This is a genomic window from Halorubrum sp. SD41 (assembly GCF_058630335.1).
In genome coordinates, this window is the sequence record NZ_JBZVGZ010000023.1 from 12456 (window position 1) to 25651 (window position 13196).

The window sequence follows — 13196 nt, forward strand, 5'->3', positions numbered from 1 at the left end:
GGATCCGTCGTGTCGGACAGCCCCGTTCGACAGAGGGAACCGAGAGCGGACGATCGGCCGATCGTTTATATATCAAACCGCGGCCACGCCCGCCATGAACCTCGGTCTCAGCGAGCGGATCGCCGGCGACGACGGCGAGACGCTTATCGGACGGCTTCCGTGGGTCGAAGACGGCGGCGGCAGGTGCCGGTGCGAACCGGCGTTCCGCGAGCCCGTGGGGACTGGCGTCGAGGACCGGGTCGTCCTCGATGTCGACGCCGACGGCTGCCCCGGACGCGGCGACCTCGCCGCGAGCCCGGACTGCCTCGCGACCGTTATCGCGGCGCTCACCGACCGGGACGCGGACGTGATAAGGACTCGACACCGCGGACGAGAGCGCTCCTACGCCGACCGGGCGGCCGACCTCCTGATCGCCGCGGGACGGTTCCGCGAGCGGATCGGCTTCCACGAAGAGCGGCTCGTCGATCGGGTCGCCCGCGATCCGCTCGGCGCGGCGGCGGAGGCGGCCGGACGCGCGAGTCCCGCGAAGCGGATCGCGACCGAGACGGGACTGCTGTCGGCCGCCGAGGAACTCGCGGGAGACGCGGACGGAGCGGAGAGCGACCGCGACCTGAACGAGCGGCTACGGGCGCACGTCGGGCCGACGGCCGCGACCGCGCGCGTCGCGGCCGCGCCGCCGCCGGGCGCGACGCTGGCCGACCGCTGGACGGTCTCGACCGGGGCGACCGTCCGGCTCTACGAGGGCGACGAATCCCTCAGGACGTATCACCTCACGCCGCCGAGCGCCGACCTGGACGCCGAGAGCGTGGCGACGCTGGCCGCCGCGCGGGACCGGCTGCTCGGCGATCCCCGCGGCGGCGACAGGGCGCCCGGACGAGCGGTGCGGGCCGTGGCGGACGACGTCGACCCGGTCGCGGACCTGACCGAGGTCCTGCGGCGGCACACGCACGGCTACGGCGCGTTCGAACACGTCTTCGCGGACGACCGCGTGAGCGACGCGACGGTGACGGCGCCGGTCGCGGAGAACCCCCTGCGAGTGGTCCTCGACGGCGAACGGTGTCGGACGAACGTGCGGCTTCCGCCTGAGGGAGCCGCCACGCTCGCGTCCAGGCTTCGACGGGCGAGCGGGCGGGCGTTCTCGCGGGCGACGCCGACGCTCGACGCGACGATCGAGTCCGAGACCGGACGGGTCAGGGTCGCCGCCGCCACGGCACCGGCGAGCGACGGCCTCTCGTTCACCTTCCGGCGCGGCGACCCGGAGGCGTGGACGCTCGCTCGGCTGGTGTCCGTCGACACGCTCACGCCCGCGGCGGCCGGCCTGTTGTCGGTCGCCGTCGAGCGCGGCGTGACCGGGCTCGTCGCGGGGGGTCGAGCGGCCGGGAAGACGACCGCGCTCGGGGCCCTGCTGTGGGAACTTCCCTCCGAAACGCGGACGATCGCGGTCGAGGACACGCCGGAACTCCCGGTGGACGCGCTCGCCGACGCCGGGCGGGACGCCCAGCGGCTCCGCGTCGGCGACGGCGCCGAGCTCGCGCCGGCGGACGCCGTGCGGACCGCGCTCCGCATGGGCGGCGGCGCGATGTGCGTCGGCGAGGTGCGCGGCGAGGAGGCGCAGGCGCTGTACGAGGCGATGCGGGTCGGGGCCGCCGGCGAGACGGTCCTCGGGACGATCCACGGCGAGGACCCGGCGGCCGTCGAAGAGCGCGTCGTCACCGACCTCGGGGTCGCCCGCTCGTCGTTCGCCGCGACCGACCTGATCGCGGTTCTCGACGACCACCGCGTCGAATCGATCGTGGAGGTCGGCGACCGCGACGACGGGGTGAGCTTCGATCCCCTCTTCGAGCGGACCGAACAGGGGCTCGTCGCGACGGGGCGGATCGACCGCGGCGAGAGCCGACTGATCGAGGACCTCGCGGAGGCGAGCGAGTCGTACGCCGCGGTTCGAGAGGCCGTCGACCGGCGGAGCGACCGAATCCGCGACGCGGTTCGAACGGGACGGACCGCGCCGACGCGGTACGCGGGAGGCGACCGATGACGGAGCGTCGGCCGACCGCGTCCGACGGGCCCCTCCGCTCCGCCGGCGACGACGAATCAGACGTTTCGGAGGAGCTGCGCCGGGCGGTCGCGTTCCTCGGGTGGGACGCCTCCGCAGAGCGCGTCGTGGCCGTCGGGTATCGGGTCGGGATCGTCACGGGTGCGGTCGTCACCGTCGTCTCGGCGCTCGTCGCCGGCGCGGTCGCCGCCGCGCCCGCGGGACTGGCCGCCTTCGTCGGCGGAGCACACGCGGTCCACCGTGCGCCGGTGTGGCTCGCGTCGCTCCGGCGGACGCGGGCGCTCGGCGCAGCGCCGGGACTCGTCGGGCGGCTCGTGTTGCGAATGCGGCTGGACCCCTCGACCGAGCGGGCGGTGCGGTTCGCCGGCCGGACGGGGGACGGACCGCTGGCCGCGGCGCTCGCCCGCCACGAGCGGGGGAGCGCGGACGGACCGACGAGCGGCCTCCGGGCGTTCGCCCGCGAGTGGCGGCCCTGGTTCCCGGCGATCGACCGCGCCGCGGCGCTGGTCCGGACGGCGGCGACCGCGCCGCCGGAGCGTCGCGGGCGGTGTCTGGACCGCGCGCTCGACGCGACGCTCTCCGGAACGACGGACCGACTCGCGTCGTTCGTCGGGGCGGTTCGGGGACCGGTCTCCGCGCTGTACGCGTTCGGCGTGCTGCTCCCGCTGGCGCTCATCGCGCTGCTTCCCGCGGGCGCCGCCGCCGGCGTCGCCATCGGTCCCGGGCTCGTCGCCGGCCTGTACCTCGTCGCGCTTCCCGCCGGACTGCTGGCCGCCTCGGCGTGGCTGCTCTTCCGGCGACCGGTCGCGTTCCCGCCGCCGGAAATCGGCGGCGACCACCCGGACGTGCCGGACCGGCGCGGCCGCGCGCTCGTCGTCGGGTGCGCCCTCGGAGCGGCGGCGGCCGTCGTCGCCGCGCGGACGGTCGCGCCGTGGGCGCGGCCGGTCGCGGGGGTCGGCGTCGGCGTCGGGAGCGCGCTGTTCGTCCTCGCGCGACCTCGTCGGGCGGTGTTATCGGACGTGCGCGACGTCGAGCGAGGGCTCCCGGACGCGATGACCGTGATCGGCGGCGACGTGGCGGAGGGCGTGGCGGTCGAGACCGCGGTCGCGAACGCCGGCGAGCGGCTGGACGGCGCGACCGGCGAGCTGTTCGAGCGCGCCGGACGGCGGAGCGACACGCTGCGGGTCGGCGTCCGCGAGGCGTTCTTAGGACAGGGCGGACCGGCGACCGCCGGCGCCGGCGGTGCGGCCGGCGGGAGCGGCGCGGCCGGGACGAACGGCGGTGCGGGAACCCTGTCGGTCCCGGTCCTCGGACGGATCGTCGGGACGTACGTGCTGCTGCTCGCCGCACTCCTCACCGGGCTCGCGACCGGCCTGGAGCGAGGGTTCGACCGGACGCTGGTGGCGTATCGGATCGGCATCGCGCTGCCGACGGCCACCGCGACGTTCCTCGTCGCGTTCGCCGGCGCCGGGCTCCTGTTTTGAAATCGGACGGCGGGGGAACGAGGTCCCGTTCGGACCCGACCTCCGCGCCGATCATTTATATACCAAGCCGCGCCCAGCCGCGCCATGTTCGAGACGCACCTCGACGCCACGTACGCGTGGCTCGGTCTGGCCGTCGTGAGCGTCGCGGCCGTCGGCGTGGCCGCATCGTTTCCGGCCTCGCCGCCGCCGGACGCCGACGGCGTGGCGCGCACGATCGATTCGGTCGCGGACGGGGAGTACCCGGCGACGGCCGAACACGGCATCACCGCGGAGAGGCTCCGGCTCGCGGAGGGATCCGTCTCGCTCGGCGACGATCGGGAGACGGCGCGGGCGACGCTCGACGCCCCGCGGATTACGCCGGTGATCCGGCCGGACGCGGGGATGACGCCGAACGCGACGACCGACCCGCGGCTTCGGCGCGTCCTCGACGGCGCTCCCCCGGACGCCGCGTTCGACGATCCGGCGGCGTTCGCGGCGGCGGCCGAGCGCGCGCGAGCGGCGGACGCGGCGTGGATGCCCGCACCGGAGCGGGTCACGGTTCGACGGGTCCACTACGGAGGCGTCCGCGTCACGCTCGTGGGGTGATCTCGCGTGTCACACGACTCCGTGAAACCAGACGGACCGGAAACGTCGGGGGCGTCGAAGCGGCCTGCTGCGGCGCTCTCGACCGCCGACCGCGCCGCCGTCGAACCGACCGCCGCGCTCGTCGCGGTAGTGGTCGTCGGACTCGCGCTGGGGCTGTACGCCGGCGCGTTCGCGGACGCGGCGCCCGACGACGATCGGTCGGCCGCGAGGGCGGCGCTCGACCGCGTCGAGGAGGCGATCACCGTCGGCGGCGTCGTCGACCCCGCGCGGATGCGACGAGTGGAAGCGCCGGGGACCGCGACCGCGATCGAACTGGAGGCGGGCGGCGAGCGGTGGCTGGCGGCGTCGGGCCCGGACGCTCCCGGACCGCCGGAGGTCCGGTCGCCGGACGCGGTCGCGGTCGCCGAGCGGCGGGTGACGGTCCGCGTGGCGCCGGGCCGAAACGTCCGCGGGACGCTCCGGGCGGTGGTGTGGCGGTGACCAGCACCGTCCTCGACGTGACCGTGCTGCTGCTTTGCGTCTCCGCGAGCGTCGTCGGGCTCGGCGCGAGCGACGCCGGCGGCCCCGACGGCCCGACCGCGACCGACGCCGCGGACCGGCTCGTCACCGAGACCGCGACCGTTTCGTACTCCGACGAGGACGCGCCGAACGGCACGCGTCGCGTCCACGCGACCCGCGCGGAGCTGCTCGCACTGGTCGCCGTCCGGGACGCGGAGGGCGCGTTCGACCGCAGGGCCGTCGAGGCAGTCCGCGCGGGAGTCGGTCCGCGGACGCGCGTCGACGTAACGGTCCGACGCGGCGGCGAGAGCGACGCAGACGACATCGTCGTCGGCCCGGGACACGGCGGATCGCAGGGACCGCCCGGCGCTCCGAGGGCCCGGGGCGTGGCGGCGGTGTCTCCGCACTCGATCGCCGGCGAGGCGGTTCCGTTGCGGAGGAGCGGCGGGCGGGGCCGAGCGGCCGACGCGACCGAATCCGGGGTAGCAGTCGCTGTCGGCCCCGAACCGCCGCGAAACGCCGACGTCGCCGTCGCCGTGGTCCGACAACCGGTTCCGGACCGGTTCGACGGCGAACAGGGATCGCATCGCTCGGCGGAAGGCGTCGTTCGGATCGTCGTCCGGAGGTGGTGAGCGTGGGGGATCGAGATTGCGGCCAGTCCGCGGACACGGGTCGCGCACGGACGTTCACCGTCGACGAACGGGCGCGCGTCCCCTTCGCGCTCGTCGGCGTGCTGTTGCTCGTGACGAGTTCGGCGTACGCCGCGGGGCTCGCTGAGCAGGGGCTCGTCGGCGAGGACCGCCGCGTCGAACGCGCGGTCGAGCGCGTCGACGCCGACGCCACCGCCGCGCTCAGGAGCGCGGCCCGCGAGGCCGCCCACGACGCGGCGAGAGAGCCAGTGACGCGCGCGCCGAACGGATCGGGGCCCGGAACCCGGGCGGTCCGCGAGGGGTCCGCCTTCGAGGACGCGTTCCGAGTCCGGCTCGCTATCGCGGGGGCGGAGGCGCTGCGCGCGGTCGAGAGCGACGTCGGCGGCGCCGAGGCGAACGCGTCGCTGCCGGCGGTCGACTCGGCCGCCGACCTCGTCGCGGCGCGCGAGCGGGTCAGCGTCGAACCGACCGCGAACGGGACCGCGACGCGGGTCACCTTCGCGGGCGTCGCGACGACCGCGACGCGGGAGGGCCGAACGGTCGTGAACCGGACGCGGTCGCGGACGGTCACGGTCGCCGTGCCGACCCTGGCCGCCCACGAACGGACCGAGCGGTTCGAGCGTCGACTCGACCGCGGACCCGTCGAGGGGCCCGGGCTCGGTCGACAGGTCACCGCCAGCCTCTACGCGATGGCATGGGCCCGGGGGTACGGCCAGTACGCCGGCGCTCCCGTCGAGAACGTCGTCGCGAACCGCCACGTCGAGCTGTCGACGAACGCCGGGATCGTCCGCGTCCAGCGGGACGTGTTCGGGACCAGCGACCCCGACGCGCGCGGCGGCGTCGCGCGGGCGGCCGCGCGGACCGGCGTGACCGACCTGCTGTCGCCGACCGGCGTCCCCGAGGCCGCCTGGACGGACGCCGTCCTCGGAGCGCCGACGCCGACGGGGACGGGGGACGGCGAGGGGGGAAACACGGCCTCGACCGGGGACGCGACGGCGAGCGAGGACGCCGCCTTCGACCCGGCCGCGGACGCGACGAGCGAGACCGCGTCGGTCGAGGTCGGGCACGCGGCCGACCGGGCCGCTACGCGCGTCCACGACGGCCTCGAATCGATCGTTCGGGCGAGCCACCGCGTCGAGGCGACCGCGGAGACGGAGACGACCCGGGTGGCCGACGGCGGCCCCGTGACGCCGGACCGCCCCCGATCGCTGCTCGACGAACCGTGGGAACGGGTCGACGCGTCGCGGACGGAGCGCGTCCGCGTGGTCGACGGGAGCGACCTCCGAACGGGGACCGACGGCGAGACGGTGTCGGCCGGTGAATCCGTGTCGTTCGGCGGCGCGACCCGGGAGGTCGTCGTCGAGCGCGCCGCGACCGCGACGTGGGAGCGGCGAGTCGTCGAGCGGGGGCCGAACGGGACGGTACAGAACGTGAGCGTCGACCGCGCCGTGACGACCGACGAGGCGACGGACCGGTACCGCGTCCGCGTGTCGGTGACCGGGACGTACGCGCCGCGCACCGGCGCGCCCGACAGGCCGACGGGGACGTTCGGCGCCGCCGAGGGCGTCGACGGCCCGGACCTCGCGGACACTCCGGCGGCCGCGCGGGCGGAACTCGACGTCGAGACCGACGGCGACATCGACCGGCTGGCGCGCGAGGCGGTCGAACGGGGCGACGAGACGCGGTCGACGGTCGTGTACGGCGAGCGGTCGGACGCCGACCTGGACCGGATCGCGAGGGACGTCTCGGAGCTGTCGGAGCGCGTCCGCGAGATCGAGACCGAGGCGTCGATGGCGGACGCCGCCGTCGGCGAGTCGACGCCGTACCGCGACCTCGCCGCGACCGTGCGGGACCGCCGGAACGCGCTCCGCGACGCTCCGCCGAGGTACGACGGCGCGGTCGACCGGGGACGCGTCGCCGCCCGCGTCGCGTACCTCGACGCCGTGATCGCGGAGCTCGAAGCGGCCTCCGAAGACAGAGAGGCGGCGACCGAGGGCGTGCTCGACCGCGTGAACGACGCGTTCGGCGGGCCACCCGTCGGCGAGGTGATCGCCAGCCGCGAGGCCGCCCGCGACCCGGGGACCTACAGCGTCGGCGACGAGGGGCCGGGCGGCGCCGTCACGTTCGCGCCGGAGGGGTCGCCGGGGTACCTCCCGCGGACGGCGGTCGACGGGGAACGCGTCGATGGCGTCGACGGCACGACGACGCGACCGCTCGTAACCCGGAACGTGAACTACGTCACGCTCCCGTACAGCGACGTCGCCGGCGGGATCGCCGACCGGATCCTCGGCACCGACGACACGGTCCGTCTCGGCGTCGCCGGACGGTCGCTCCTCGCGGCCGACGAGGCGCTCGCGGCGGCCGACGACGACGATCTGCGCGCCGACCGACGCGCGCTCGCCGGGCGGGTCGACGCCTCGCTCGACCGGGTCGACGAAGCGCTGGCGGACCGGCTCGCGGAGCGGACCGATCTCTCGCGCGAGGAGCGGAACGAGGTGTTGGAGGACGCCGCGGCCGAGTACGACTCGCTCGGCCACAGGGCCGTCGCGGTCGGCGACGGCGAGTACCCGGATCGCGTCGCGAGCGAGGCGGCCCGGGTCGGGTCCCTTTCGTCGTCGGAGCGGCTCGGGCTCGCCGCGCACCTCCGCGTCGAGACGCGGAGGGAAGCGGGACGGAACGCGGTCCGCGTTCCGGCCCGGTTCGTCGACGAGACGACGGCCGCGTCCCGCGCGATCCGCCGGAAGCAGGTCGAGTCGGCGATCGAGGGCCGCGCGAAGGAGGCGGTCGCGTCGGTGCCGGACGAGCGCGTGCCGAAGCCCGTCCGGACCGTCGGGGCGGGACTTCCGGTCGCGCCCGTTCCCGGGTACTGGGTGGCGACGGTCAACGCGTGGAACGTGGAGGTGCGCGGGGAGTATCCCCGGTTCGCCCTCCGCGCGAACGTCGGGACGCCCGATCGCCCGTTCGAGTACGTCCGAGAGCCCGGCACGGTCAGCGTCGATGTGGACGGCGAGTCGGTCGCGCTCGGGGTGACGGAGCCGGTCGCGTTCGAGACGCGGACGGTCGTCGTCGTGGCGGTGCCCGCCGGGCCGCCGGGCGTCGGCGACGTCGACGGGACGCGCGACGAGACGTCGGCCGGCTGGCCCTGTCCGGGTCCACTGGGCGCGTCACCGGGGGAGAGAGATAGCTGTACGGAGACGTGAGGAACTCGACGGTCAGGAGCGTCGAACGGTCGGAACGCCTCCGACCGCAGGCGTTTTGAGACGCGGCGACCGAGTGGCGGTATGTTCCACGAGGTCGTCGACGGCCGCGGAGCCGGACCCGACGTCGACGCCGACGAGCCGGCGGCGGCGGATCTGCTCGCCGCCTTCGAAGCGATGGTAACGGAGGCGGCGGCGGCGATCGACACCGACCGGCTCGTCGACGAGATCGGACTGACCGAGGCGGACGCGAGCGCCGCCCGCGACGGGGACGTCGCCGCGCTCTCGCTCGCGGACGGAGCGGCCGTCCTCGCGGCAGCGGACCCGGGCCGCGACGCCGACGCGATGGTGGCGGAGGTGCGCGACCACCTGCTGATGGGGATGGCGACCGCCGTCCTCGACGTCGACGCCATCGCGGCGAAGATCGACGCCGACCTCACCGGCCAGGAGGTTCAGCAGGCGCTGGAGGGGCGGACCGCGATGACGCTCGGCCAGCTCGCCGAGATCCTCGCGGTCATCGAGCGCCGGAAGCCATGAGGGTCGTCGTCGTCGGCTGCGGCTACGTCGGGCTGACGCTGGCGGAGCAGCTCGCCGAACGCGGCCACGACGTCACCGGCGTCCGGCGGTCCGACGACGGGCTCAACGCGGTCGACGCCGTCGGTCCCGACGTCGAGGCCGTCCGGGCTGACGCGACCGATCCGGCGTCGCTCTCGACGCTCCCGGACGCGGACGCGGTCGTCTTCGCGGCCAGTTCCGGCGGGCGGGGCGCCGACGCGGCGCGGGAAGTATACGTCGACGGGCTCGCGAACGTCGTCGACGAGTACGGTTCGCGGTCCTCGCCGCCGGATCGGCTGGTGTACACCTCCTCGACGGGCGTGTACGGCGACCACGACGGCGGCTGGGTCGACGAGGAGACGCCGGTCGATCCGACCACGGAGAAGACCCGGGTCCTCGCCGAGGCCGAACGGATCGCGACCGAGCGCGCGGGCGACGCCGGAATAGACGGGACCGTGGTCCGGTTCGCGGGGCTGTACGGCCCGGACCGGTACCGGCTGGAGCGCTACGTGGAGGGGCCGGTGACGGCCGGCTACCTGAACATGGTCCACCGCGCGGACGCCGCGGGGTCGATCCGACACCTCCTGGAGACGGATCGCGCTCGCGACCGCGTCGTCCTCGTCGTCGACGACGAACCGGTCGACAAGCACGCGTTCGCCGACTGGCTCGCCGACGCCTGCGGCGTCCAGCGGCCGGAGAAGCTGTCGAAGGACGAGCGGATCGCGGCCGGCGACCTCTCCGCGGCCGCCGAGCGCCGTATTCGAACGAGCAAGCGGTGTTCGAACGCGCTGCTCCGCGAGCTGGGCTACGAGTTCGTCCACCCGACGTTCCGGTCGGGGTACCGCGACGCCGTGCGCGCGTACCGGGCGCGGACCGAGTAGCCCGCCCCGGCCGGACGACGGCCGGTTCGGTGTGTAACCGCCCGGAAACGACCGAATTCCGTCGGTTCCGCTCCGTCGGAACGGTAACGAACCTTCATGTGTCGGGAGCGATTCGCCACTACCCATGCGAGCGATGAGCGGGGTCGGCGATCGGTTCTCGCAGGCGGAGGCCATGGCCCGGGAGAATCCCGAACTCGCCGTCGCCGTGGCGCTCGTCGTCCTGATCGCCGTCGCGGCCGGGGTAGTGGTGCTGCGGTCCCGGCGGACGCCGGGAGTGCGGTTCCGGCGACTGCTGGCCGACGAAGACGAGATTACGGTGTTGATGCACCCGAACCCGGATCCCGACGCGATGTCGGCCGCGGTCGGGGTCGCCTCGCTCGCCGCCCAAGTGGACGTCGACGCGACCGTCCAGTACCCCGGCCAGATCCGTCACCAGGAGAACCGGGCGTTCCGGACCGTCCTCGACCTCGAACTGGACCCGATCGAACACGTGAGCGACCTCGCGGCGGAGTCGGTCGTCCTGGTCGATCACAACGAGCCGCGGGGGTTCGCCGGCGCGGACGGGGTGTTGCCGACGGCGGTCGTCGACCACCACCCGGGGGACGGCGCCGGCGAGTCGTTCACCGACGTGCGGACCGACTACGGCGCGACCGCGTCGGTCGTCGCCGAGTACTTTCAGGACAACGACGCCGTTCCCGTCCCCCCCGACAAGCACGCGAGCGAGACGGCGAGCGACCTGACGCTGTCGACGGACACGGCGACCGGGCTGCTGTACGGAATCTTAGCCGACACGAAACACCTCACCGTCGGCGCCAGCGAGCCCGACTTCGCGGCGGCCGCCTACCTCTACCCCGGCGTCGACCAAGACCGGCTCGACCGCATCGCGAACCCCGCGGTCGACGCGGAGGTGCTGGAGGTGAAGGCCCGGGCGATCGCGGGGCGGCGCATCGAGGGGTCGTTCGGGGTCGCCGACGTCGGCGGCGTGAACAACGTCGACGCCATCCCGCAGGCGGCAGACGAGCTGATCCAGCTGGAGGGAGTCAGCGCCGTCGTGGTGATCGGCGAGCGGGACGGGACCGTCCACCTCTCGGGCCGGTCGCGCGACGACCGGGTCCACATGGGCAACGCGATTGCGGCGGTGTTGGACGACGTCGACAACGGGAACGGCGGGGGCCACTCCCGGATGGGCGGCGGGACGATCCAGCCGGAGGTCGACCCCACGGGTGAGGGGGAGCCGGAGACCGTCGACCGCGACGCCCTCGCCGACGGGCTGTTCCGGGCGATGGCGGGCGACGTGTGACCGGGACCGGCGCGGCGGAACGGAGAACCGAGGCGGCCATACCGGACGCGAGCGTGCGGATTTAAGTTCCGGGCGGCGGTCCTTCGGGCATGGACGTCGCTGACGCGCTCGACGACGGGTGGCTCGCGCTCGCCGGCGTCGGCGCCGGCTACGCCCTCGCGGTCGGGCTGGTGTTCCTGCTGATCTTCTTCCTGCCGTACCTCGCGGTCGCGGCGCTTTGAGGGCGGTCGAAGGAGAAAAGGCGAGTCGGCGACGGCTCCCGGAGCGGAGCGACGGCGACCCGATCAGGCGAACGCCAGCGAGTCGTCTGCGCTCGTCTCCTCGTCCTGACTGAGCTTCTCGTGGGCTTCGAGGAAGTCGTCGAGCGTGACCTCCGTGCGGTCGTCGCGGATGGCGAACATCCCGGCCTCGGTACACATCGCCTTGATGTCGGCGCCGGAGGCGTCCGGGGTCAGCTCGGCGAGCTCGGCGAAGTCGACGCCGTCGGCGAGGTTCATGTTGCGGGTGTGGATCTGGAAGATGATCTCGCGGCCCTCGGTCTCCGGCTTGGGCACCTCGATGAGGCGGTCGAAGCGGCCGGGGCGGAGGATGGCGGGGTCGAGCATGTCGAAGCGGTTGGTCGCGGCGATGATCCGGACCTCACCGCGTTCGTCGAAGCCGTCCATCTCGCTGAGCAGCTGCATCATCGTCCGCTGGACCTCGGCGTCGCCCGAGGTCTTCGAGTCCGTCCGCTTCGAGGCGATCGCGTCGATCTCGTCGATGAACAGGACGGCGGGCTGGTTCTCGCGGGCGACCTCGAACAGGTCGCGGACCAGCTTCGCGCCCTCGCCGATGAACTTGTGGACGAGCTCGGAGCCGGCCATCTTGATGAACGTCGCGTCCGTCTCGTTGGCGACGGCCTTCGCGAGCATCGTCTTCCCGGTGCCCGGCGGGCCGTACAGCAGCACGCCGCTCGGGGGCGTGATGCCCACGTCCTCGAACATGTCGGGGTGTTCGAGGGGCATCTCGACGGTCTCGCGGACCTCCTGCATCTGGTCTTCGAGCCCGCCGATGTCGGCGTAGGTGACGTCCGGGGAGTGCTCGACCTGCATGACGCGGGCGCGGACGTCCGTCTCCTTCTCCAGCTTCTTGACCACCGACAGCGAGTTGTTGACCGCGACGCGGTCGTCGGGGTCGAGCTTCTCGCGCATCTCGTCGGTGATCTCGGTGAGCGCCTCCTGGTTGTTGCCGTGCTGTTTGATCACCGCGCCGTCGGGCGTGATCTCCTGGACCGTCGCCACGAACAGCGGGGACTGCTTCAGCTTCTTGTTCTCGTGGGTGAGCCGTTCGAGCTTCTGCTGGTACTTGTTGTTCTCCGCGTTGGCGTCGAGGAGCTTGTCGCGCATCTCCTCGTTCTGGGACTCCAAGACGTCGAGCCGCTCCTGTAAGGAGTCGATCTTCTCCTGTTTCGACGCCGCTCCCTCGTCGTAGGGCATATCGACGTCGTCGACCGTGTCGCTCATTGTGTTTATTAAAGCGTCTCGCGGATAAGAGGCTTCGGGTGGGGGCACGACGGGGGCGTTCCGCCAACGAGACGCCGTACGGCGGCGGTCTGCGTCCGGGCGGATTCGGTCGGTTGGGGCAATTTAATTCCCAATAGTAATTAAATAGGATAGTAAATATTATTACCCGGCATTGGTACGATCGAAGTACGCATGAGCACGACCGACGCCGTCACCACCGACGACGGAGCAGCGGACCGCTGGGCGGCCGTTCGCGACCTCCCGCCGAGCGCAAAGCTAGTCGCGAAGGTGTTAGACTACAACGACACGCTGACGCAGAGCGAACTGGCCGAGGAGACGCTGCTCCCGCCGCGGACCGTCCGCTACGCGCTGTCGCGGCTCGAAGAGGAGGGCGTCGTCGACTCCCGGTTCTCCTTCACCGACGCCCGCAAGCGGCTGTACTCGCTGGGGATCTGAACGGGCGCGCCCGGGCGACCGCTCGCGGCCGCGTG

12 protein-coding genes are annotated in these 13196 nt (G+C 73.7%); 11 read left to right on the forward strand and 1 reads right to left on the reverse strand.

Features of this window, described 5'->3' with window-relative positions:
• The first annotated feature begins 94 nt into the window (after window positions 1-94).
• The 10 genes from AC4NMM_RS11665 to AC4NMM_RS11710 all read left to right on the forward strand — a co-directional run bounded on the left by AC4NMM_RS11665 (window position 95) and on the right by AC4NMM_RS11710 (window position 11424).
• Window positions 95-2035 carry an ATPase, T2SS/T4P/T4SS family gene (locus tag AC4NMM_RS11665; RefSeq protein ID WP_096394044.1) on the forward strand — a complete coding sequence of 647 codons (1941 nt, stop codon included), beginning with the start codon at window positions 95-97 and terminating at the stop codon, window positions 2033-2035.
• Window positions 2032-3537: a type II secretion system protein gene (locus AC4NMM_RS11670; protein WP_491924328.1), complete on the forward strand. Its 1506-nt coding sequence runs from the start codon at window positions 2032-2034 to the stop codon at window positions 3535-3537. The genes AC4NMM_RS11665 and AC4NMM_RS11670 overlap by 4 nt, the downstream gene beginning before the upstream one ends.
• 84 nt (window positions 3538-3621) lie before the next feature.
• A complete protein-coding gene (locus AC4NMM_RS11675; RefSeq protein WP_096394046.1) occupies window positions 3622-4122 on the forward strand; it encodes a DUF7283 family protein in 501 nt (166 codons plus the stop codon).
• A 6-nt stretch (window positions 4123-4128) separates the two neighbouring features.
• Window positions 4129-4602, forward strand: coding sequence for a DUF7285 family protein (locus tag AC4NMM_RS11680; RefSeq protein ID WP_096394047.1), 474 nt, complete (start codon window positions 4129-4131; stop codon window positions 4600-4602).
• Complete coding sequence (locus tag AC4NMM_RS11685) at window positions 4593-5252, forward strand: DUF7284 family protein (protein ID WP_096394048.1); 660 nt, start codon at window positions 4593-4595, stop codon at window positions 5250-5252. The genes AC4NMM_RS11680 and AC4NMM_RS11685 overlap by 10 nt, the downstream gene beginning before the upstream one ends.
• Window positions 5246-8470 (forward strand): DUF7286 family protein, encoded by a 3225-nt coding sequence (locus tag AC4NMM_RS11690; protein WP_491924329.1) that lies wholly within the window; start codon window positions 5246-5248, stop codon window positions 8468-8470. Before AC4NMM_RS11685 ends, AC4NMM_RS11690 begins: the two co-directional genes overlap by 7 nt.
• Window positions 8471-8551: 81 nt before the next feature.
• Window positions 8552-9004, forward strand: a complete 453-nt coding sequence (locus AC4NMM_RS11695) for a DUF5791 family protein (protein WP_491924330.1) — start codon at window positions 8552-8554, stop codon at window positions 9002-9004.
• The gene (locus tag AC4NMM_RS11700) at window positions 9001-9903 is read left to right on the forward strand and encodes an NAD-dependent epimerase/dehydratase family protein (protein ID WP_491924331.1); all 903 of its coding nucleotides are present in this window, start codon (window positions 9001-9003) and stop codon (window positions 9901-9903) included. Before AC4NMM_RS11695 ends, AC4NMM_RS11700 begins: the two co-directional genes overlap by 4 nt.
• Before the next feature lie 124 nt (window positions 9904-10027).
• Complete coding sequence (locus AC4NMM_RS11705; RefSeq protein ID WP_096394052.1) at window positions 10028-11203, forward strand: DHH family phosphoesterase; 1176 nt, start codon at window positions 10028-10030, stop codon at window positions 11201-11203.
• A gap of 89 nt (window positions 11204-11292) precedes the next feature.
• Window positions 11293-11424: a hypothetical protein gene (locus AC4NMM_RS11710; RefSeq protein WP_269459576.1), complete on the forward strand. Its 132-nt coding sequence runs from the start codon at window positions 11293-11295 to the stop codon at window positions 11422-11424.
• 63 nt (window positions 11425-11487) lie between these two features.
• Here AC4NMM_RS11710 and pan1 read toward each other — a convergent pair whose 3' ends face one another.
• Window positions 11488-12705, reverse strand: coding sequence for a proteasome-activating nucleotidase Pan1 (pan1, locus tag AC4NMM_RS11715; protein ID WP_096394053.1), 1218 nt, complete (start codon window positions 12703-12705; stop codon window positions 11488-11490).
• Window positions 12706-12897: 192 nt separating this feature from the next.
• On the opposite strand from pan1, the gene AC4NMM_RS11720 reads away from it, so the two are divergent.
• On the forward strand, window positions 12898-13161 hold the full coding sequence (locus AC4NMM_RS11720; RefSeq protein WP_096394054.1) for a helix-turn-helix domain-containing protein: 264 nt from the start codon (window positions 12898-12900) through the stop codon (window positions 13159-13161).
• Window positions 13162-13196: the final 35 nt, after the last annotated feature.

Excerpts from the sequence above, each read along its gene's own strand:
- AC4NMM_RS11665 (WP_096394044.1), top strand. The coding sequence starts at position 95 with ATGAACCTCGGTCTCAGCGAGCGGATCGCCGGCGACGACGGCGAGACG.
- AC4NMM_RS11710 (WP_269459576.1), top strand. The coding sequence starts at position 11,293 with ATGGACGTCGCTGACGCGCTCGACGACGGGTGGCTCGCGCTCGCCGGC.
- pan1 (WP_096394053.1), bottom strand. The coding sequence starts at position 12,705 with ATGAGCGACACGGTCGACGACGTCGATATGCCCTACGACGAGGGAGCG.
- AC4NMM_RS11675 (WP_096394046.1), top strand. The coding sequence starts at position 3,622 with ATGTTCGAGACGCACCTCGACGCCACGTACGCGTGGCTCGGTCTGGCC.
- AC4NMM_RS11670 (WP_491924328.1), top strand. The coding sequence starts at position 2,032 with ATGACGGAGCGTCGGCCGACCGCGTCCGACGGGCCCCTCCGCTCCGCC.
- AC4NMM_RS11695 (WP_491924330.1), top strand. The coding sequence starts at position 8,552 with ATGTTCCACGAGGTCGTCGACGGCCGCGGAGCCGGACCCGACGTCGAC.
- AC4NMM_RS11705 (WP_096394052.1), top strand. The coding sequence starts at position 10,028 with ATGCGAGCGATGAGCGGGGTCGGCGATCGGTTCTCGCAGGCGGAGGCC.
- AC4NMM_RS11720 (WP_096394054.1), top strand. The coding sequence starts at position 12,898 with ATGAGCACGACCGACGCCGTCACCACCGACGACGGAGCAGCGGACCGC.
- AC4NMM_RS11700 (WP_491924331.1), top strand. The coding sequence starts at position 9,001 with ATGAGGGTCGTCGTCGTCGGCTGCGGCTACGTCGGGCTGACGCTGGCG.